Origin of the sequence: Endozoicomonas sp. ALD040 (assembly GCF_049275945.1) — a bacterium.
Classification (GTDB): domain Bacteria; phylum Pseudomonadota; class Gammaproteobacteria; order Pseudomonadales; family Endozoicomonadaceae; genus Endozoicomonas_A.
Genome location: NZ_CP184829.1, coordinates 6,344,085 through 6,363,764, shown reverse-complemented (window position 1 = coordinate 6,363,764; position 19,680 = coordinate 6,344,085). Strand labels below are relative to the sequence as shown.

Sequence of the window (19,680 nt, the reverse complement as noted above, 5' to 3'; positions counted from 1 at the left end):
TTCAGGACTGGGCTGTCCCGAGAAGATGTGGCGTAGTATACATAAGCCCGAATCGTTTTCAACAGCCGTTTTGCCCTGAGAGCTGGTATTCGGTATTTCTGATTATTTTTTCTTCCTTACGTAGTAACTGAAACCAAAGTGCATAGAATGTCGCCTGACAGAGTTGGAGTTTTACAGTATATTGTCCTGCTTTTTTTGAGAAATGGCCCTGTTTGCCCGTACTCGTGATTCGAATCGGTTGAGCTGTCTAAGGCTGTTTAGTTTTCAAGTACCAGGTCACACACCCACTATGCGCGTCAGTGATTTTGATTTTGAGCTGCCCGACGAACAGATTGCCCGGTTTCCTGCCAGGGAACGAACCGGTAGTCGTCTGTTGCGGCTTGATGGTCCGACAGAAACCATTACCCATGGGCAGTTTGCCGATGTAGAAAGTCTTCTGGAGCCCGGCGATCTACTGGTTATGAACAACACCCGGGTGATTCCTGCGAGGCTGTTTGGCCAAAAGGAGACCGGTGGTAAACTGGAAGTTTTGATAGAACGTGTTTTGGAAGAACGAAAAGTTTTAGCGCACATACGTTCCAGTAAAGCGCCTAAGCCCGGCAGCCGTATCTTTCTGGCTGATGGTTGTGTGCAAGCAGAAGTGACAGGTCGGCAGGGGGCTCTGTTTCTCATTGACTTTGATATGCCCGTGCTGCCTCAGTTACAAGAGCATGGTCATATGCCGCTTCCTCCCTACATCGACCGTGAAGATGGTAGTGCGGATCGTCTGAGGTACCAGACGGTGTTTGCTCAAAAAGACGGTGCTGTGGCAGCGCCAACGGCCGGCCTGCATTTTGACGAAGCCATGTTACAACGCCTGAAAAATAAAGGTGTTGAGCAGGCTTTTGTTACTTTACACGTAGGTTCTGGCACTTTTCAGCCAGTGCGGGTTGAGCATATCGCCGACCATGAAATGCATTCTGAGTACATAGAGGTGCCGGAAGAAGTCTGCGAAGCAGTCAATGCCGCTCGTGCCCGGGGTAGCAAAGTGGTGGCTGTAGGGACTACATCGGTACGTTCCCTGGAGTCAGCGTCCAGAGATGGGGAAATCAAACCCTTCTTCGGTGATACCGATATCTTTATTTTCCCGGGTTATGAATTCCGTTCTGTAGATGCAATGATCACGAACTTCCACCTTCCACAGTCAACATTGCTGATGCTGGTCAGTGCCTTTTCAGGCAAAGACGCCATACTTCGGGCTTATAACGAGGCGGTGAAAGAAGGCTATCGATTCTTCAGTTATGGCGATGCCATGTGGCTGACCCGCAAAGCCTGAATATGAAAGTCGGTCGTCGGGCTTGAAAAAAACGGATCCGTTCCCACCTTAAACTTGATTTTATTTTAGATATGACTCCGACGAATGCAGTCTGCTGTGTCGTCTGAATTGAGAGGCTCATGAGTAGAGAAGAGTGCTTCATGCAGTTCCAGGAGCTCGCCACTGATGGTGAAGCTCGACGTGGACGGCTGACCTTTCCCCGTGGCACGGTTGAAACGCCCTGTTTTATGCCCGTTGGTACCTATGGCACCGTTAAAGGTATGATGCCCAGGGATATTGCCGACACCGGCGCGGAGATTATTCTCGGGAATACTTTCCATCTGATGTTGCGTCCCGGCACTGAAATTATCCGTGAGCATGGGGATCTGCACGATTTCAATCAATGGCAGGGGCCGATTCTGACCGACTCGGGTGGTTTTCAGGTTTTCAGTCTGGGCAAATTGCGCAAGATCACTGAAGAAGGTGTTTCTTTCAAGTCGCCTGTGGATGGTTCTCCTGTATTCCTGAGCCCGGAAGTCTCTATGCAGGTTCAGCGTGAGCTGGGTTCAGATATTGTCATGATCTTTGACGAGTGTACCGATGGCGAGGCTTCTGAAAAGGAAGCAGAAGCGTCCATGGAGTTGTCCCTTCGTTGGGCCAAGCGCTCCAAACAGGCTCATGGCGACAGTCCTTCGGCTCTGTTTGGGATTATCCAGGGCGGCATGTTTGAGCATCTGCGCGATCGTTCTCTGGAAGGGTTGACCGAGATTGGCTTCGATGGTTATGCCATTGGCGGTCTATCTGTGGGTGAGACCAAGGCGGATATGATGCGTATTCTGTCGCATATTACCAATAAGGTGCCCGAAGGTTATCCACGTTACCTGATGGGCGTAGGCAAGCCGGAAGATATTGTTGAAGCCGTACGCCGTGGTGTGGATATGTTTGACTGTGTGATGCCGACCCGAAATGCCCGCAACGGCCATCTTTTTGTAGACGAAGGTGTCATTAAAATTCGTAATGCCGTTCATAAGCGGGATAACCGGTCATTGGAAGAGGGTTGCGACTGCTATACTTGCCAGAATTTCAGTCGCTCCTATCTGCATCATCTGGACAAATGTGGCGAGATCCTGGGCTGTATGCTCAATACAATCCACAATCTTCGCTACTACCAGAGGGTCATGGCAGGTTTGCGAGACGCCATTGAACAAGGTAAATTGGACGACTTTGTCGAAGAGTTCTACCGAAAGCGTGGTCAGGCAGTGCCGGTACTTTAATTGGTCGGTAGGATCCTGTTTTTGATCTAACGGAATTTAACTGTGTATTGTTTTAAGGAGCATTTGAATGATCCCATTCATCAGTCCGGCATTTGCTGAAGCAGCTGGAGCAGCCCCAGCGGGTCCTGGCATGTACGGTCAGCTGATCATGCTGGGTGGTTTTGTCCTGATTTTCTGGCTGCTGATCTGGCGCCCACAGTCCAAGCGGGCCAAGGAGCACAAAAACCTGCTCAGCAATCTGTCAAAGGGGGATGAGGTCGTGACCACTGGTGGTATCGTTGGTAAGGTCGTAAACACTACCGATGAGTTTATTACCTTGAAGGTTGCTGAGAACATCGAACTGAATTTCCAAAAATCTTCAGTAGCTGCTTCTCTACCCAAGGGCACTATTAAAGCTATTCAGTGATAGTTATGAGCTAATTAACAGCCATGAGCTGTGGAAATTGTTTTTCTGAATCGTTGATGATGAAAAATTTTTTCAAGATAAAAAGCGTGACCGGGAATCGAGGATGGTTTCCGGTTATTTCTGGAGAAACGGACTTTGCCTGAGCATCAGGGAGAGTTTTGTTCCTTGAACAGGCTTCTGATCCAGGCATTTAAAATTTAGAACAGGAACCGGTGGGCCATGCTCAATCGATATCCGCTGTGGAAGTACCTGCTGATTGCAATCATCGTTGCCCTTGGCTTTGTGTACGCTCTGCCCAACTTGTACCCCGATGACCCTGCTATTCAGATATCGGGCGCCAGTTCATCTGAAACCATCAATGCTGGTGTGCAGGATAAGGCACAAAAAGCGCTTGCTGAGGCCAATATTGAGGTTAAGGCCAGTGATAATAATAACGATGCCTTGTTGATTCGACTGAAGCATGCTGATCAGCAGCAGTTGGCTAAATCGGTGATTAAGGATGCCCTGGGCGATGACTACATCGTAGCGCTCAATCTGGCTCCGACGACACCAGAATGGCTGACATCCATGGGCGCCTACCCCATGAAGCTGGGTCTCGATTTGTCGGGGGGTGTGCACTTCCAGCTGGAGGTGGATACGGATCGGGCTGTTAAGACCAAGCTGGATATTTCGAATACTGAAATTCGTACACTGCTCCGAAAGGAAAGGTTGCGCTATCGCACTATGCCTGATCGTGTTGACGGTGCCCGTCAGCTGGCATTCCTGGATGAAGCAACCCGTGACAAGGCAGAGCGTCTGATCAAGCGCGAGTTTCCTGATTTGCTGGTAGAGGCTGAAGACCTGGGGGAGCGTTATGCTGTTTCCTATCGCTACTCCGAACAGTATATTCGTGAACTGGAGGATTATGCGGTCAAGCAAAACCTGACGACTGTTCGTAACCGTGTTAACGAGTTGGGTGTTTCTGAACCTCTGGTGCAGCGTCAGGGGCGTAATAGCATTGTTGTTGAGCTTCCGGGTGTTCAGGACACCGCAGAAGCCAAGCGTATTCTCGGTAAAACCGCTAACCTCGAGTTTCGTCTTGAGGCGCTGCCAAATGCTTCCCGCAGTAATTCGGAGGCTTTTAATTACCAGGGGCGTACTGTTAACCTGGAGCGCGACATAATTATCACCGGTGAGCGAGTTTCCAGTGCTCAGTCGAACTTTGATACCGAAAGTGGTCAGCCTCAGGTAAATATTAGTCTGGACAGTACCGGTGGCAAGAAGATGAATAACGCCACGCGGAATAATGTCGGGCGCAGCATGGCGGTCATCTTTATTGAGCAGAAGCCTGTCACTCGAACCGAATCCCGTGAAATTGACGGAAACCTGGTCAAAGTTAAAGTGCCCGGTTTCCGTGAAGAAAAACGAGTGATCAGTCTGGCTACTATTCAGTCGGCACTGGGTAATCAGTTCCGTATTACTGGTCTGGATTCTTCGGGTGAAGCCTCTGAGCTGGCCCTGCTACTGAGAGCTGGCTCCCTGGCGGCGCCAATGTATTTTGTTGAAGAGCGAACAGTCGGCCCAAGCCTGGGTGCCGAGAATATCAAAATGGGGTTGGACTCCACTCTGATGGGATTGGGTCTTGTCGTCATGTTTATGGTGGTGGTCTACCGGGTTTTTGGTTTGCTGGCGAATATTGCCCTGGCAATCAACCTGATGCTGTTGATTGCTGTCATGAGTATCTTTGGTGCTACCCTGACAATGCCCGGTATTGCCGGTATCGTTCTGACACTGGGTATGGCGGTGGATGCCAACGTGCTGGTGTTCTCGCGTATTCGAGAGGAGATTAAGCTGGGGCGTCCGGTACAGCGTGCGATTCATGATGGTTATGACCGTGCTTTTGTATCAATTTTTGATGGTAATATTACTACGCTTTTGGTCGGTCTGATTCTCTTTGCCGTGGGAACCGGTCCAATCAAGGGCTTCGCTGTGACTCTGTCTATCGGTATCGTCACATCCATGTTCACCGCGATTATGGTGACCCGCTCACTGGTGAATCTGGTGTACGGCGGACGTCGTGATCTGAAGAAACTGAGTATCTGAGGTGGTCACAATGGCAGACAAGAAAGCAGCCTTGAGCGAAAAAGCAGCCTTGAGCGATAAAACCATTAATTTTATGAAGTTGCGTACCTACGCAACTATTCTTTCCGTTGTGATGATCCTGGGCTCCCTGGCTTCCCTGGCCACTAAAGGAATTAACTGGGGTCTGGATTTTACCGGCGGTACCTTGATCGAGCTGGTTTATGATCAGCCTGCTAACACGGAAGAGATTCGTAACCAGCTGGGTGAGGCTGGTTATAATGACGCCGTCGTGCAGGAGTTCGGTTCTGTACGTGACATTCTGGTTCGTATTCCCGGTGATGATCCGGCTCTGGGCCATAATATTGCCAGGCTGCTGGATCAGAATCACGATGGTAGCGTTGTCGTCAAGCGAGTAGAGTTTGTTGGTCCTCAGGTAGGTGAGCGACTGAGAGAGCAGGGTGGCCTGGGGATGCTGATGGCTCTGGGTATGGTTATGCTTTATATCGCTTTTCGATTCCAGTTCAAATTTTCTGTCGGTGCCGTTCTGGCGTTGACCCATGACACCATTATCGTTCTGGGATTGTTCTCCTTTATGCAATTGCAGTTCGACCTCACCGTTCTGGCGGCGATACTGGCGGTTATTGGTTACTCGTTGAACGATACCATTATTGTGTACGACAGAATTCGTGAAAACTTCAGGAAACTGAGGAAGGGTGATGCGGATGAAATCATCAATGTTTCCCTGACTCAGACACTGGGCCGGACATTAGCAACCTCGGGTACTACCTTGATGGTACTGCTCTCGCTGTACCTGTTTGGTGGTGAGATGATCAATGGTTTTGCCACAGCGCTGATTGTAGGTATTGGTGTGGGTACTTATTCCTCCATCTATATTGCCTCCAATCTGCTGATCTACATGAAGATCAGTCGTGAAGACCTGATTGTTCCTGTTAAGGAAGATGACGCTGATCACAGACCCTGATGGTTGTCGTCAACAGGTGTCTTTATTGAGACACCTGTCAGTCTGATGAAGAACCGGCCGTATAAAGGCCGGTTTTTTTTGCGCTCTGACTCAATATTTTAAATCTTGTCACGCTGCATAAAAAGCAATCTGTGCAATGGCTTTGGTTCAGGTCCCAAATATTATTAAACTGTTTGTACTACCGCGTTGAGGTGTCAGTATGCTGAGTCAGAATAATACTGCTCTGGTTGTTGTTGATGTTCAGGGTAAGCTTGCCACATTGATGTATAAGCAGGAGAAAATGCATGACGCTCTGGTGAAAATGATCAAAGGGGTTCGAATGCTGAATTTGCCTGTTTTATGGCTGGAGCAGTTGCCCGAAAAATTGGGACGAACGACTCCAGAAATTGCAGATGAGTTGGAGGGTGTGGCCCCCATAGCCAAGACAACATTCAGTGGTTGTGGGCAGCAAAAGTTTATGGATTCATTGATGGCAACTGGAAAAACATGCATTTTACTGGCAGGTATTGAGACTCATATTTGTGTCTATCAGACGGCTCTGGATTTAATGGCTTCAGGCTACGAAGTCGAAATAGTGGCTGATGCGACTTCATCCAGATCTAAGCACAGCAAGCGACTGGCGTTAGATAAATTGGCACGCAAGGGTGTTGAGATGACCAATGTTGAAATGGCACTGTTTGAACTGATGAAAACCGCCGGGAGTGATGTTTTTCGAGACGTGGCGAAACTGGTGAAATGACTTTGCCTGAAAAGCGAGCCTTAGCCCGGAAGGGTAAGGCTCTAGGAGCCTGACCGAGAATAGCGCCCGTAGCGAGGACGGCAGAAAATTGAGGATGAAAATTCGGTTTTGTGAGGAGAATAGCGAGCTATTTGACGAACAAAAGCGGATTTTCAGACCAATTTGCTGCCGCCGCAGTAGGGCAGACTATTCTCGGTCTAATGGGATGGTCCGCCCCTCCTAAACGGCTTCAAATGAGCCAAAATGGAGTTAACCATTTAAACAGGATTAACCGGAGCGAACCACCCATGACTATTTCAGTACTTGGTATCGATATTGGCAAGAACAACTTTCACCTGTTTGGTGTTGATGACCAGGGTAGCAAAGTCATCAGAAAGAAGTTGTCCAGGAAGAACCTTTTGGAGTACGTGGCAAATCTTGAGCCATGCATTATCGCTATGGAAGCTTGTGGTGGTGCTCACTATTTGGCTCGGTTATTCAAGAACTATGGGCATACTGTCAAGCTGATTTCACCTCAATTTGTCAAGCCTTATGTCAAGACCAACAAAAATGACTACAACGATGCTGAAGCGATTGCAGAAGCAGCTTCACGGCCCAGCATGCGTTTTGTACCTGTTAAAACGTCAGAGCAGCAGGCCTGGCAACTTCTGCACCGCTATCGTCAACAAGCGGTTGATCAGAGAACTGCCCTGGTTAACCAGATCCGGGGGTCACTATTGGAAGAAGGTATTGTGGTTGCCCAGGGTATTGGTAAAGTTCGTGCACAGCTTCCACGAATTCTGGAAGATGCTGAAAATGGACTCCATTCGCTGACTCGTGAGCTGCTACATGGTTTATCAGAAGAGTTGGCCAGTCTTGACAAGCGTATTCAACAGTATGACCAGAAAATTCAGGAGCTGGCTGAAAACGACGACGAATGTCGTCGAATGATGACTATGCCGGGTATCGGAGCCATCACTGCCACAGCATTGAAGGCAGCCGTTGGTGATGCGACGTATTTTAAATCTGGTCGACACCTTGCCGCATGGTTGGGATTAGTTCCAAGACAGCATTCCACAGGCGGTAAGTCAGTCCTGCTGGGCATCAGTAAACGGGGTGATAAATACCTGCGCACATTATTGATACACGGCGCACGTTCGGTACTCCACTGCCTCAAAAATAAGGATGACCGCTGTAAAAAATGGGTTAGCCAACTTAATGAGCGCAGCAATCACAACGTTGCCGCCGTTGGTCTGGCTAATAAAATGGCTCGGATTGTCTGGGTCATCATGACCCGAAATGAAGTTTACAAGGCTGCATAATGAGGTAAAGGCGGCAGCGGCAAAGTAAAGCATAAGCTTAATCAAAGGGGAACCCCCCCGCAGATTGCGATGAGCATGTACAGTTGATGGCAAACAGGTAAAAACCGGCAACCTGAAACCTGATAGGAGCCTTGGCCCTTGAGGCCGTCGGACTGATAAGGCCAGGTTGCGCGGATACCCATCAGGGCCAGAGGGTTAGACCTCATGAATAGGCCGTATATATGATTGCAGTTATCTTTGTTTGCTAATTAACAAAACAGGCTCTTGCAAAACGGGGCGGACCATATAAGGCTCCTAGGAGGTTAGCGTCCCATGTTTTCGTGGGCAAATGGGCGAATACGTTGCAGTACTTCCTTGAAGCATTTGGGGTTGGCGGCAACGACCTGTCCCTTGTCCAGGAAGTCGTGTCTGCCATTGAAATCGCTGCACAGACCACCGGCTTCCTGGATTAATAGTATGCCAGCTGCCATGTCATATTTCTGCAGACCGAATTCCCAGAATGCGTCCAGACGGCCGCAGGCAACGTAGGCCAGATCCAGTGCAGCAGCCCCTGCGCGACGAATGCCGGCGGTATCGCCCAGTAAGGTGCGCATCATGTTCAGGTAGCCATCCAGATAGTTCAGGTTGTTGCCGGAGAAAGGGATGCCTGTCCCGATTAATGCACCTTCAAGGCTTTTGCGACTGCTTACGCGAATGCGTTTGCTGTTCATTGTGGCGCCTTGTCCACGACTCGCGCAAAATGCTTCGTCACGAATGGGGTCAAGCACAACAGCGTGTTCAATGCGGCCGCGATATTGACAGGCGATGGAAATAGCAAAAGTGGGGATGCCACGGATGAAGTTGGTGGTGCCATCCAGTGGGTCAATGATCCAGAGGTAGTCCTTACCTTCACCTTTTCCTTCAATAGTACCGGACTCTTCACCAAAGAATCCGTGGTCGGGGTACGCCTTCTTTAATGCGCCGATAATGGTTTTCTCGGAAGCTCTGTCGACTTCAGTGACAAAGTCGTTCCGGTCTTTTGCCTGCACCTTGAGACTCTCGAGGTCTTGATGGGCGTGAAGGATGATTTCGGCGGCCGAGCGAGCTGCTCGCAAGGCCATATTCACCATGGGTTGCATAGGCTGGACTACGTCTGACTGTGAAAGATCGAAATGCTGACCGAGGGGGTCGGCAGCCTGGTACAGACTGGTTTCCTACACGGAAAATAAAGTTCCGGGTATTGGGCCAGTGACTGGGAAAACAAGCGGTGGAGTATAACAGTGTTATTTAAGGCTGGAAACCTTTCATTGTGCTTGTGTGTAGTCTCTGATTTAACGCTGATGATCAGGATGGAGGTATTGGTTGTTAACTATATCGGTTTTAAGGCCAATCGAAGCTTCCCTTACGTGGCTGTCAGTCATTGTTTGGGTTAAACTCGTCGGCTTGATCGTATATATCATAAAAATCATCCGTTACAGATTTTGGATGGGTTTTATGGCATTTAATGAGCTTCTGGCTCCTTGTTTTTGGTGCAAACGAGATATCCCCCAGTGAGTGACGCAGTCGCAATTGAGCCTTTGGTGCTCGACAATATTTCCATTGTTCTGATTAATACCACTCATCCCGGTAATATCGGGGCGGCAGCAAGGGCTATGAAGACCATGGGGCTTAGTAAGCTGGTGTTGGTGGAGCCGCAGGAGTTTCCTTCAGACAAGGCTAGTGCGCTGGCTTCCGGAGCGGATGATCTGCTGGCTCATGCCAGCGTGGTGAGTACTTTGGAAGAGGCAGTAGCTGACTGTCACTTTGTGGTCGGTACCAGTGCCAGAGTCAGAGGGGTGTCACTCCCTCTCGTTGATCCACGCGCCTGCGCTAACCAGATTCTTTCTGAAGCGAGTTCAGGAAATATTGCTATGGTTTTTGGCAGGGAGGATCGCGGAATGACTAATGAAGAATTACAGATGTGTCATCTTCAGGTGCATGTTCCGACCAATCCGGATTTCAGCTCGCTGAACCTCGGAGCTGCTGTCCAGGTTATGACCTATGAGTTGAGAATGGCATGGCTGGCTATAACTCGGGGTGAAGTTCCGCTACCTTCACCGCGAACCCATGAGCTGGCATCCCAGGATGATGTAGAGCGTTTTTATGAGCATTTATATAAGACGCTGATTCAAATCGGCTTTCTTGAGCACAGTAGTCATGAGAAGATTATGGCCAAGCTCAGGCGAATGTACGGTCGCATTCGTCCAGATCGCGTCGAGCTGAGTATCCTTAGAGGCATTTTGTCAGAGACCGGGAAGTTTGCAGGTTGTTCCGGCAGAACTGAAGAGGCTGAGGAGACTCAAAAGAAGTAAAAATGTACATTCAATAATAATAACAGCACCCAGAAAACAAGTGACGAATTGACCCATGTTTGAACGTTTAAAAGAAGACATAAGAACGGTCATGATGCGTGATCCGGCTGCCCGGAGCACCTTTGAAGTTCTTACCAACTATCCGGGGCTTCATGCTTTGTTGTTGCATCGTGCAGCGCATAAAATCTGGAAGTCCGGTTTCTGCTGGTTGGGCCGATCGCTGTCTACATTCAGTCGCTGGTTAACTGGTATAGAAATACATCCTGGTGCCAGCATTGGTCGACGTTTTTTTATAGATCATGGAATGGGTGTGGTGATCGGCGAAACGGCCATCATTCACGACGATGTGACTCTCTATCACGGTGTGACGCTGGGAGGAACTTCGCCGAATAGAGGTAAAAATCACCCTTCGAATCAGGGTAAGCGTCATCCGACACTTATGGAGGGAGTTGTGGTTGGTGCAGGTGCCAAGGTGTTGGGTCCCTTTATTGTTGGCGCAAATGCCAAAATTGGTTCCAACTCGGTGGTGGTTCGTGAAGTGCCTGAAGGTGCTACGGTGGTTGGCATACCGGGGCGTATCGTCAAAAAGCGTGAAGAAGTGGATTCTCGGCGCCAGAAAATGGCGGAAAAGATAGGTTTTGATGCCTATGCAGTGACAGAAGATATGCCGGATCCTACCGCAAACGCTATATCTGCGATGCTGGATCATATGCAGGCAGTGGATAGTCGTATAGAAGAGCTCTGTATGACGCTCAGGGAGCGTGGGCTTGATTGTGGTGACAAGCAGCTGCCTGAATTAAGAAAAGAAGATTTTGCCAGCGTAAAATCAGGCACGGAGGGTGAAGTGCTTACGCATCCATAATTTGCTTGGATGCGGGGTGCTGCTTGTATACAATAGCGTCGGCTTACAGGTCGCTGAGTTTTTTAATGGTGCTTTCGTTAGTAACGTTTCCAGATGGTTGAGCAACAGGTCCTTAATTCAGATGATCTTTTTCGGTTGGCTTGATCTCGACTTCGCCTGATCCCTCTCTGAACCCCTCTCCTCGCAATGGCTGGCTTAAGGCCAAAGCAGGGCTCTCGGACTATCATTTATAATACTTGACTAAATTACTAGGGTATTTCATAATTCGCACCAATACTGATCCTGTGATGGTTTTATTGCGTATGCAGGATAGAGCTGCTGTCTGGACAAGCAGCAAAAACAGTAGATTGGATTCTTTTGATAACACCGGCTCTGGTCGGCTAGTTCGGAGATATTGCCAGCATGCGATTAACAACGAAAGGGCGTTATGCCGTGACCGCTATGTTGGATCTGGCTCTTCATGCTGGAGAAGGGCCTATAGCACTGGCTGATATTTCCGATCGTCAGGGTATCTCTCTATCCTATCTGGAGCAGCTGTTTTCTCGTCTCCGTAAGGGAGACCTGGTATTCAGTGTTCGGGGGCCCGGAGGTGGTTACCGCCTGAGTCGTGATATTGATGAAATCTATGTGGCAGAAGTGATTGATGCGGTTAATGAGTCGGTTGATGCCACACGATGTCATGGCAGTGGTTCCTGCCAGAAAGGGGCTAAATGCCTTACCCATGACCTCTGGCATGATCTTAGCCAGCAGATCCACGAATTCCTCAGTGGTATCAGTCTTGCTGAACTCGTAGCCAGACGTGAAGTTCAGAGTGTTGCGATCCGTCAGGATGAGCAGCAGGGACTGAAAAACAAGAGCGCGATCAATAGCCTTCTTTGATGAGGGAGGGCAGTTGATCGCAGGGACAAACAGCCTTGAGTGACTCGAACAACACCAATGTCCGAGCGCCTGGAGATGTACGGGATGAAACTACCTATATACCTGGATTATTCAGCAACAACACCCTGTGATCCGCGTGTTGCTGAGAAGATGAGTCAATGCCTGTTGTCTGAAGGCAATTTCGGTAATCCTGCATCCCGTTCACATGTATTTGGCTGGAAGGCAGAAGAAGCCGTTGAAAATGCTCGTAGACAGGTTGCGGATCTGTTGAATGCTGACCCCCGTGAAATTGTCTGGACTTCAGGTGCCACAGAGTCTGACAATCTCGCCATTAAAGGCGTAGCGCACTTTTACAGCAAGAAGGGTAAGCACGTCATTACTTCCAGGATTGAACACAAGGCGGTTCTGGATGCCTGTCGTCAGTTAGAGCGTGAAGGCTATGAGGTGACTTACCTCGAGCCAGATTCTCAGGGGATGATTACACCCGAGCAGGTAAGCAGTGCATTGCGTGAAGACACTGTTCTGGTCAGTCTCATGCACGTCAATAATGAAATTGGTGTGGTCACAGATATCGCAGCCATTGGCGAAATTACCCGAGCCAACAAGGTTTTGTTCCACGTTGATGCTTCGCAGAGTGCGGGTAAGCTGCCTATTGACCTGGCCAGTCTCAAAGTGGATCTGATGTCTTTATCGGCTCACAAAATGTATGGCCCTAAAGGTGTGGGCGTGCTGTACGTGCGTCGTAAGCCGCGCGTTCGTATCGAGGCTCAAATTCATGGTGGCGGTCATGAGCGTGGAATGCGTTCAGGTACTCTTGCTACACACCAGCTCGTCGGCATGGGTGAAGCTTGTCGTATCGCCAAAGAAGAGATGGCTGTTGATAACGAGCACAGCCTGAAGCTGCGTCAGCGCTTTATGAACAGTATTGCAGATATGGAAGAAGTCCATGTCAATGGCAGTCTTGAACACCGTGTTGCCGGTAATCTCAATATCAGCTTTGCCTTCGTAGAAGGTGAGTCCCTGATTATGTCTCTGAAAGATATTGCTGTCTCTTCCGGGTCGGCCTGTACTTCAGCCAGTCTGGAACCGTCTTATGTGCTGCGTGCGCTGGGCGTCAGCGATGAGCTGGCACACAGTTCCCTGCGTTTCAGCTTTGGTCGTTTCACAACCGCTGAAGAGGTAGATCATGCCGTTGCCCAGGTCAGAGAGGCCGTAGGAAAACTGCGTGAACTTTCACCTCTTTGGGATATGTACAAGGATGGCGTAGATCTGAGCACTGTTCAGTGGGTAGCACACTAATATCGAACCGGGTGGGAGGAAAATATCATGGCATACAGTGAAAAAGTAATCGATCACTACGAGAATCCCCGTAATGTCGGCAAACTAGACGACAAATCTGACAAGGTAGGTACGGGTATGGTCGGTGCGCCCGCCTGTGGTGATGTAATGCGTCTTCAGATTCAGGTTAGCGATGAGGGTGTGATTGAAGATGCTCGCTTCAAAACCTATGGATGTGGTTCTGCTATTGCCTCCAGCTCTCTGGCAACAGAGTGGATGAAAGGCAAGACGTTGGATCAGGCAGCAGAAATTAGAAACACAGATATTGCTGAAGAGTTGGCGCTTCCCCCTGTGAAGATCCACTGTTCAGTGTTGGCTGAAGATGCAATCAAGGCTGCAATCGACGATTATCGTACCAAACACGGCGGGTCATAAGGTTGGTGATATTCCATTGACCTGCTGGATTTATGTATTGAGTTGGAGTATTTCATGGCGATCACCATGACGAAAGCCGCAGCCCGGCATGTAAGGGATCAGCTGAAGAAGCGCGGCAGGGGTCTCGGTATTCGTGTAGCGGTGCGAACTTCTGGCTGTTCGGGCATGGCTTATGTGCTGGAGTTCGTGGATGAAACTGCCAAAGACGAGCTGTCTTTTAAAAGTCAGGGTGTCTACATATACTCGGATCAGAAGAGTCTGGTCTACCTTGATGGCACTGAGCTTGATTTTGTCAGGGAAGGTTTGAACGAGGGTTTTCAATTCAACAACCCCAATGCAGCCAGCGAGTGTGGTTGTGGTGAGAGCTTTAACGTTTGAACTTTGACGTACAGTGATACCCATGCAGCCTGACCCTCGTTCCTTTTACAATGCATTAAAAAGTCTTTTATCACGTGAGTGGTGAAAGACTTTTTGACATTGAGAGAGAGTTGTAATAAAGGCTGCGTAATGAATAAGTTTCGGGATTTCTGGTATTTTATTTGTTGATGGAATTCCGGCCTTCACCTATTTGGAATGTTCGGTATCGTGGTCGATTTAACCAAGAATTTTTTCGAGTTGTTTCAGTTGCCTGTCGAATTTCAGGTCGATCAGGCGTTGTTATCCGAGCGATATCGCGAATTGCAAAAGTCGGTTCATCCTGACCGGTTTGCCGGGGAAGATGAGCGTCAGCAAAGGTTGGCGGTTCAGTATGCGGCCTATGTTAATGAAGGGCTCGAAACACTGAAGTTGCCTCTCAATCGCTCACTTTACCTACTGGATCTGGCTGGCCATTCTGTTGATCTTGAAAATAATACGATTATGGACACGGCCTTCCTGATGGAGCAGATGGAGCTGAGAGAAGCTGTCAGCGAAATTCGTGAACATCAGGATCCTGAGTCTGAACTGGATCGGCTGATGGCTCAGGTGGACCAATCTGTAACGGATTATCAAAACGAATTTGCCTCTCTCTGGCAAAAGGGCGATGAGGCTTCTCTGGAGCAGGCTGCGGCTGTCGTTCAAAAAATGCAATTCATGGTTAAGCTGTCTATCGAACTGGAACAGCTGGAAGCCGAGCTCCTGGATGATTGAGAATCGAATATGGCACTTCTTCAGATATCTGAACCCGGGCAGGCTCCGGAACCTCATCAGCAAAAACGTGCAGTAGGCATCGATCTGGGAACGACCAACTCCCTGGTAGCGACCATTCGATCCGGCTCTGTGGAAACATTACCGGATCACGAAGGCCATCATATTCTGCCCTCAATAGTCCGATACGCAGACCAGGGTATCGAGGTGGGGCTGGCTGCGAAACCTTACGTCGTAGAGGATTCCCTGAATACCATTGTCTCAGTTAAGCGACTGATGGGGCGCGGTCTGGAAGATGTCAGCACACTGGGTGAGGTGATGCCTTATCACTTCACACAATCAGAAAGCAGTATGCCTTTGATTGAAACCCGTCGGGGTGCTGTCAGTCCGGTTGAAGTGTCTGCTGAAATTCTTCGTTCATTATCAGAGCGTGCCAGGGAAAGCCTGGGTGGTGAGCTGGATGGTGCGGTCATTACCGTGCCTGCTTATTTTGATGATGCACAACGACAGGCAACTAAATATGCAGCCAGGCTGGCAGGTTTACATGTATACCGTCTTTTGAATGAGCCCACTGCAGCTGCTGTTGCCTACGGACTGGATGACGGGGCTGAAGGGGTTATTGCTGTCTTTGACCTGGGTGGTGGTACCTTCGATATTTCTGTGCTCAGGTTGAAGAAAGGCGTGTTTGAAGTCATGGCTACGGGTGGAGATACAGCCCTGGGTGGTGATGATTTTGACAAAGCCGTTGCCCATTGGATTCTGGAGTCTGCTTCTGTTTCTGAAGCGGAACTTGACAGCGGGCTTTTCAGGGCCGTAATGACAGAGGCCTGCAGGGCTAAAGAAGCCCTGACTGACCTGGATAGCGTCCCCGTCGCCTTTGCTGGCTGGCAGGGTGAGCTGAGCCGTGTTCAGTTTAATGGGCTGGTTAAGCCACTGGTTTCCAGAACCATCAGAGCATTCAAACGAACCCTGCGTGATGCAGGCGTTAAGGCGGCTGACATTCGTGAAGTGGTTATGGTGGGTGGTTCTACCCGTGTACCCTTTGTTCGAGAGTCTGTGGCTGAATTTGTCGGCAAGCAACCCCTGACGTCTATTGATCCGGATCGGGTTGTAGCAATGGGCGCTGCGCAACAGGCCAATGTTCTGGCAGGGAACAAGTCTGCTGAAGAAATGTTGCTGCTGGATGTTATTCCTCTTTCGCTCGGTCTGGAGACCATGGGCGGATTGATGGAAAAAGTCATTCACAGAAATACCACTATTCCGGTCAGTAGGGCCCAGGAGTTTACAACCTATAAAGAAGGCCAGGCCGCAATGGCCATACAGGTTCTGCAAGGTGAGCGGGAGCTGGTGAGTGATAATCGTTCGCTGGCTCGCTTCGAGTTGCGCGGTATTCCACCACTGCCTGCCGGTGCTGCCAAGATTCGTGTGACTTTCCAGGTTGACGCGGACGGCCTGCTGGATGTTTCAGCGGAAGAAATGGCTACGGGTGTTAAAAGCAGTGTACAGGTCAAGCCCTCATTTGGTCTGACCGATGATGAAATCGCCCGTATGCTGAAAGAGTCCGTGAGTAGTGCTGTTGAAGACAGGGATGCCAGAAAACTGAGGGAGCAGGAAGTAGAGGCCGATCGTTTGACAGAAGCTCTGACAACGGCACTTAAAGCCGACGGGCGTGAACTGCTGAGTGAAGATGAATTTAACCGCCTGGTGGCTGATCTGGAACAACTCGGAACTGTGAGGCGTCTGGGGGATGCCGATGCCATCAAGCTTGAAATAGAACGTATCAGTAAGGCCACTGATGAGTTTGCTGCCCGTCGAATGAATTCGGGTATACGAAAAGCACTCTCGGGTCATAAGATTGACGAATTCAAGGAGTCCTGAACAATGCCGCAAATCGTATTTCTGCCCCATGATGAAATCTGTCCGGAAGGGGCTGTGATTGAAGCTGAGGCGGGGGTGACCGTATGTGATGCGGCTCTGGCTAATGGTATTGAGATTGAGCATGCCTGCGAAAAGTCCTGTGCCTGTACCACCTGTCATGTTGTTGTTCGTGAAGGTTTTGACAGTATGGAAGAAGCTGATGAGCTGGAAGAAGATCTGCTCGACAAGGCCTGGGGTCTGGAGCCTGAATCTCGTTTGAGCTGTCAGGCGGTGGTTGCTGAAGAGGATCTGGTGGTAGAAATACCCAGGTACACGCTAAACCAGGTGTCAGAGAAACACTGATCCTGATGTGTTTTCGCTACAGAGGCTCCAATGAGTCTCTTTCTTTCCATAGAGTGGATCATCGAATAGGAGGAAGAAAGGCAATGAGATGGACAGATGTTTTCGACATTGCTGCTGAGCTGGTCGATGCCCATCCGGATGTTGATCCAAAATTTGTCAATTTTGTTGATCTGAGAGGCTGGGTGATGGCTCTGGAAGATTTTGATGATGATCCAGAGCGTTGTGGGGAAAAGATTCTGGAAGCAATTCAGGCGGCCTGGATAGAAGAGCTTGAGTGATCAGCCCAGCCAGCAGTACCAATGAGAGCTTTTAGCAATTATTGATTTATTCTTCCAGTTAACGATAGTTAAGGTCTTCAGGGTGAAGTATCTGCCCGATAAAGAGTATTCTCTCTGTTTTCTTATGTCGTAATATATAAAGAAATGGCCTGTTAAAATTAATTTTGATATTATTTCTGATACCATCGACAAACATAGTTTGAGTGACTGCTGAAGCTTCAGTTCCTAATTCGTTGACTTTTATGGCGCAATTTTGTTGAACACCGCTTAAAAAGATCTCTTTCGAAGAACCCACTAGCATGCCACCTAAATTGACTCTGCCTTGCTCAAACAAACATCCCAGACCCGTGTTTTGTAAGGCGGAATACAAGTCACTTTTGGAACGGGTCTCAAAAGCGGGTAAAGTAAGATCCACTTCTGGTACAGTTTGTATTGACGCAAGTAAATTGGCCATTAATCCAGTGGATATTCCTGAAACTGCTGTTCCTTCCGGGGGTAAAACCAGAACCATTTCATAGTTACCCCGGTAGGGAACCGTTACTGCTTGCCACTCATTGTGGGTAGCGTACCCTGTGTGTTGTATTTCCTGATGTAAAACTCTTCTGAGATGCACTCTTCCGTTTGCTAAAGTAAACATTCCTCCTTCCTGTTTACGATAAAAAGGTTGTTTCCACAGCCCTCTGAAGTAAACAGAATTGATGAGAATAAGTGCAGTCTCTGTGTTCCAATCATCAGCATTGCAAAAAGATCGAATCATGCCATGGGTTAAATAGCAGAACTCTTCGTTAAGATACCTTGCGAGTGCTTTCACGGATGGTCTGTTAGTAAAGTCTATATTCTCATGAACAATCGTATTCATCTTTTCAGCTTCCCTTCGATAGGTATCCTGAAGCTGGTGTCGGGAGGCCAATAATAAAGCGTTAGCTACAGAATAGACCTCGCCTCGCCCTGAACCGGCACATGGTTCTTCTGTTGTGGTGGGGAAAGCACAGCTTTCCAGAAATTTTGCGAGCAACTCCCGGGTGGTACCAGAGGCTCCCGCGAGTAGGGCCGACAGGGCGTGAAAAAGGCTGTCAGGGGAAAAAACAAAATTTGAATCTGGATGGGCCTGAGCTGCCAACATAAAAAGTCGCATCACCACTTCCACTTGTTGGGAGTGTTGTGTTGCTGGTTGAGTTACTGGATCTGGTGTCGTGCAGCTGGCGATAGGCGGATTGGCAGTTGGCAAGGACTTAGCTGGATAGTTAGCTGCCGGGTGGCAAACTGGGCAGACCAGAAAGACATCATCATTGAAAGCAGACATACACTCCTCGCATGTTTGGGGGGCGGCCCGAAGCGGAGGTGATGTTAATAAGAAACACAATGTCAATAGTGAAAGCTGTATTGCAGCGCATCGAGAGGAACGGTTGCTCAACTTATTTGTTAAAGTCAATTTTATGCCTGCCTTAGTGAGTGAGTTATTAAGCTTGAATAAATAGAAATGTTATGGCACTTGCGGGAGTGCGTAAGAATTGTAGACACACATTAGCTGCACTGCTGATCTCTCAAATGAGACAAGCGTGGTATTGGCGTTTTGAAATGCAATGATATGAGTTTGTTTTTTCTCTTGTATGATTTTTACGGATATGACTGACACAGGGATAGTGATCGTTTACAATGCCGACCAAGCTTCCCCAATGACTGGAGGTGGCGCATTGAATTATAAACTTGACCCTTAATGGGCCAATAAAAGAACATTTGGAGAGTGTAATGGCCGTAGAGCGCACTTTATCAATTATCAAGCCTGATGCCGTTGCTAAAAATGTCATCGGCGAGATATTTAGCCGCTTTGAAAAAGCCGGCCTGAAAGTTGTCGGAACCTGCATGGTTCATCTGAGCAAAGAGAAGGCAGAAGGTTTTTATGCAGAGCATAAAGAGCGTCCTTTCTTTAAGGATCTGGTCGCTTTCATGACGTCGGGTCCGGTCGTTGTGTCGGTTCTGGAAGGTGAGAATGCGGTCGCTCATCACCGTGAGCTGATGGGCGCTACCAACCCGGCCGAAGCCGCTGCGGGAACTATCCGTGCCGATTTTGCTCAGACTATTGATGAAAATGCAGTGCATGGTTCGGATTCTCCGGCTTCTGCTGCCAGAGAAGTGTCCTACTTCTTTGAAGATGCAGACGTTTGTCCTCGCACCCGATAATGACATAACGGGGCATTCTTTCTGCAACCTGAAAT

At 49.0% G+C, this 19,680-nt stretch carries 20 protein-coding genes; 18 read left to right on the top strand and 2 right to left on the bottom strand.

All coding sequences use genetic code 11. The annotated features are described in order from the left end of the window. The first annotated feature begins 289 nt into the window (after positions 1–289). The 7 genes from queA to ACOJUN_RS23320 all read left to right on the top strand — a co-directional run bounded on the left by queA (position 290) and on the right by ACOJUN_RS23320 (position 8,057). Entirely contained in the window at positions 290–1,315 is a 1,026-nt protein-coding gene (gene queA, locus ACOJUN_RS23350; protein WP_422134247.1) for a tRNA preQ1(34) S-adenosylmethionine ribosyltransferase-isomerase QueA, read from the top strand. A 140-nt stretch (positions 1,316–1,455) separates the two neighbouring features. Beyond that, positions 1,456–2,568, top strand: a complete 1,113-nt coding sequence (gene tgt, locus ACOJUN_RS23345) for a tRNA guanosine(34) transglycosylase Tgt (protein WP_422137121.1) — start codon at positions 1,456–1,458, stop codon at positions 2,566–2,568. Between the two features lie 67 nt (positions 2,569–2,635). Further along, positions 2,636–2,974, top strand: a complete 339-nt coding sequence (gene yajC / locus ACOJUN_RS23340) for a preprotein translocase subunit YajC (protein WP_422134246.1) — start codon at positions 2,636–2,638, stop codon at positions 2,972–2,974. A gap of 219 nt (positions 2,975–3,193) precedes the next feature. After that, complete coding sequence (gene secD / locus ACOJUN_RS23335) at positions 3,194–5,056, top strand: protein translocase subunit SecD (protein WP_422134245.1); 1,863 nt, start codon at positions 3,194–3,196, stop codon at positions 5,054–5,056. Between the two features lie 10 nt (positions 5,057–5,066). Continuing rightward, entirely contained in the window at positions 5,067–6,017 is a 951-nt protein-coding gene (secF, locus tag ACOJUN_RS23330; protein WP_422134244.1) for a protein translocase subunit SecF, read from the top strand. Positions 6,018–6,216: 199 nt separating this feature from the next. Continuing rightward, positions 6,217–6,756 (top strand): hydrolase, encoded by a 540-nt coding sequence (locus ACOJUN_RS23325; protein ID WP_422134243.1) that lies wholly within the window; start codon positions 6,217–6,219, stop codon positions 6,754–6,756. Positions 6,757–7,043: 287 nt separating this feature from the next. Then, complete coding sequence (locus ACOJUN_RS23320; protein ID WP_422132667.1) at positions 7,044–8,057, top strand: IS110 family transposase; 1,014 nt, start codon at positions 7,044–7,046, stop codon at positions 8,055–8,057. 302 nt (positions 8,058–8,359) lie between these two features. Here the strand turns inward: ACOJUN_RS23320 and ACOJUN_RS23315 are convergent, their stop codons facing one another. Next, a complete protein-coding gene (locus ACOJUN_RS23315; protein ID WP_422134242.1) occupies positions 8,360–9,175 on the bottom strand; it encodes an inositol monophosphatase family protein in 816 nt (271 codons plus the stop codon). A gap of 411 nt (positions 9,176–9,586) precedes the next feature. On the opposite strand from ACOJUN_RS23315, the gene trmJ reads away from it, so the two are divergent. From trmJ to iscX, 10 genes are all read left to right on the top strand, one after another. Further along, the gene (trmJ, locus tag ACOJUN_RS23310; RefSeq protein WP_422134241.1) at positions 9,587–10,387 is read left to right on the top strand and encodes a tRNA (cytosine(32)/uridine(32)-2'-O)-methyltransferase TrmJ; all 801 of its coding nucleotides are present in this window, start codon (positions 9,587–9,589) and stop codon (positions 10,385–10,387) included. A 55-nt stretch (positions 10,388–10,442) separates the two neighbouring features. Beyond that, complete coding sequence (gene cysE / locus ACOJUN_RS23305; protein WP_422134240.1) at positions 10,443–11,249, top strand: serine O-acetyltransferase; 807 nt, start codon at positions 10,443–10,445, stop codon at positions 11,247–11,249. 402 nt (positions 11,250–11,651) lie between these two features. Further along, positions 11,652–12,128, top strand: a complete 477-nt coding sequence (gene iscR, locus ACOJUN_RS23300) for a Fe-S cluster assembly transcriptional regulator IscR (RefSeq protein WP_422134239.1) — start codon at positions 11,652–11,654, stop codon at positions 12,126–12,128. Between the two features lie 84 nt (positions 12,129–12,212). Further along, a complete protein-coding gene (locus ACOJUN_RS23295) occupies positions 12,213–13,427 on the top strand; it encodes an IscS subfamily cysteine desulfurase (protein WP_422134238.1) in 1,215 nt (404 codons plus the stop codon). Between the two features lie 27 nt (positions 13,428–13,454). Continuing rightward, a complete protein-coding gene (gene iscU, locus ACOJUN_RS23290; protein WP_422134237.1) occupies positions 13,455–13,841 on the top strand; it encodes a Fe-S cluster assembly scaffold IscU in 387 nt (128 codons plus the stop codon). Between the two features lie 54 nt (positions 13,842–13,895). Beyond that, complete coding sequence (gene iscA, locus ACOJUN_RS23285) at positions 13,896–14,219, top strand: iron-sulfur cluster assembly protein IscA (RefSeq protein ID WP_317142071.1); 324 nt, start codon at positions 13,896–13,898, stop codon at positions 14,217–14,219. Positions 14,220–14,426: 207 nt separating this feature from the next. Then, complete coding sequence (gene hscB / locus ACOJUN_RS23280; protein ID WP_422134236.1) at positions 14,427–14,969, top strand: Fe-S protein assembly co-chaperone HscB; 543 nt, start codon at positions 14,427–14,429, stop codon at positions 14,967–14,969. A gap of 9 nt (positions 14,970–14,978) precedes the next feature. Then, positions 14,979–16,844, top strand: coding sequence for a Fe-S protein assembly chaperone HscA (hscA, locus tag ACOJUN_RS23275; protein WP_422134235.1), 1,866 nt, complete (start codon positions 14,979–14,981; stop codon positions 16,842–16,844). A 3-nt stretch (positions 16,845–16,847) separates the two neighbouring features. Then, positions 16,848–17,186, top strand: a complete 339-nt coding sequence (gene fdx, locus ACOJUN_RS23270) for an ISC system 2Fe-2S type ferredoxin (RefSeq protein ID WP_422134234.1) — start codon at positions 16,848–16,850, stop codon at positions 17,184–17,186. A gap of 83 nt (positions 17,187–17,269) precedes the next feature. Beyond that, the gene (gene iscX / locus ACOJUN_RS23265) at positions 17,270–17,464 is read left to right on the top strand and encodes a Fe-S cluster assembly protein IscX (protein ID WP_422134233.1); all 195 of its coding nucleotides are present in this window, start codon (positions 17,270–17,272) and stop codon (positions 17,462–17,464) included. 58 nt (positions 17,465–17,522) lie between these two features. Here iscX and ACOJUN_RS23260 read toward each other — a convergent pair whose 3' ends face one another. Beyond that, a complete protein-coding gene (locus ACOJUN_RS23260) occupies positions 17,523–18,896 on the bottom strand; it encodes a serpin family protein (RefSeq protein WP_422134232.1) in 1,374 nt (457 codons plus the stop codon). A 317-nt stretch (positions 18,897–19,213) separates the two neighbouring features. Between ACOJUN_RS23260 and ndk the strand changes: the two genes are divergently transcribed. Next, the gene (gene ndk / locus ACOJUN_RS23255; RefSeq protein WP_422134231.1) at positions 19,214–19,645 is read left to right on the top strand and encodes a nucleoside-diphosphate kinase; all 432 of its coding nucleotides are present in this window, start codon (positions 19,214–19,216) and stop codon (positions 19,643–19,645) included. Positions 19,646–19,680 lie beyond the last annotated feature (35 nt).

What these genes read in the sequence shown, in the direction of transcription:
- queA (WP_422134247.1), top strand. Translation starts at nt 290, where the DNA reads ATGCGCGTCAGTGATTTTGATTTTGAGCTGCCCGACGAACAGATTGCC.
- tgt (WP_422137121.1), top strand. Translation starts at nt 1,456, where the DNA reads ATGCAGTTCCAGGAGCTCGCCACTGATGGTGAAGCTCGACGTGGACGG.
- yajC (WP_422134246.1), top strand. Translation starts at nt 2,636, where the DNA reads ATGATCCCATTCATCAGTCCGGCATTTGCTGAAGCAGCTGGAGCAGCC.
- secD (WP_422134245.1), top strand. Translation starts at nt 3,194, where the DNA reads ATGCTCAATCGATATCCGCTGTGGAAGTACCTGCTGATTGCAATCATC.
- secF (WP_422134244.1), top strand. Translation starts at nt 5,067, where the DNA reads ATGGCAGACAAGAAAGCAGCCTTGAGCGAAAAAGCAGCCTTGAGCGAT.
- ACOJUN_RS23325 (WP_422134243.1), top strand. Translation starts at nt 6,217, where the DNA reads ATGCTGAGTCAGAATAATACTGCTCTGGTTGTTGTTGATGTTCAGGGT.
- ACOJUN_RS23320 (WP_422132667.1), top strand. Translation starts at nt 7,044, where the DNA reads ATGACTATTTCAGTACTTGGTATCGATATTGGCAAGAACAACTTTCAC.
- ACOJUN_RS23315 (WP_422134242.1), bottom strand. Translation starts at nt 9,175, where the DNA reads ATGCAACCCATGGTGAATATGGCCTTGCGAGCAGCTCGCTCGGCCGCC.
- cysE (WP_422134240.1), top strand. Translation starts at nt 10,443, where the DNA reads ATGTTTGAACGTTTAAAAGAAGACATAAGAACGGTCATGATGCGTGAT.
- iscR (WP_422134239.1), top strand. Translation starts at nt 11,652, where the DNA reads ATGCGATTAACAACGAAAGGGCGTTATGCCGTGACCGCTATGTTGGAT.
- ACOJUN_RS23295 (WP_422134238.1), top strand. Translation starts at nt 12,213, where the DNA reads ATGAAACTACCTATATACCTGGATTATTCAGCAACAACACCCTGTGAT.
- iscU (WP_422134237.1), top strand. Translation starts at nt 13,455, where the DNA reads ATGGCATACAGTGAAAAAGTAATCGATCACTACGAGAATCCCCGTAAT.
- iscA (WP_317142071.1), top strand. Translation starts at nt 13,896, where the DNA reads ATGGCGATCACCATGACGAAAGCCGCAGCCCGGCATGTAAGGGATCAG.
- hscA (WP_422134235.1), top strand. Translation starts at nt 14,979, where the DNA reads ATGGCACTTCTTCAGATATCTGAACCCGGGCAGGCTCCGGAACCTCAT.
- fdx (WP_422134234.1), top strand. Translation starts at nt 16,848, where the DNA reads ATGCCGCAAATCGTATTTCTGCCCCATGATGAAATCTGTCCGGAAGGG.
- iscX (WP_422134233.1), top strand. Translation starts at nt 17,270, where the DNA reads ATGAGATGGACAGATGTTTTCGACATTGCTGCTGAGCTGGTCGATGCC.
- ndk (WP_422134231.1), top strand. Translation starts at nt 19,214, where the DNA reads ATGGCCGTAGAGCGCACTTTATCAATTATCAAGCCTGATGCCGTTGCT.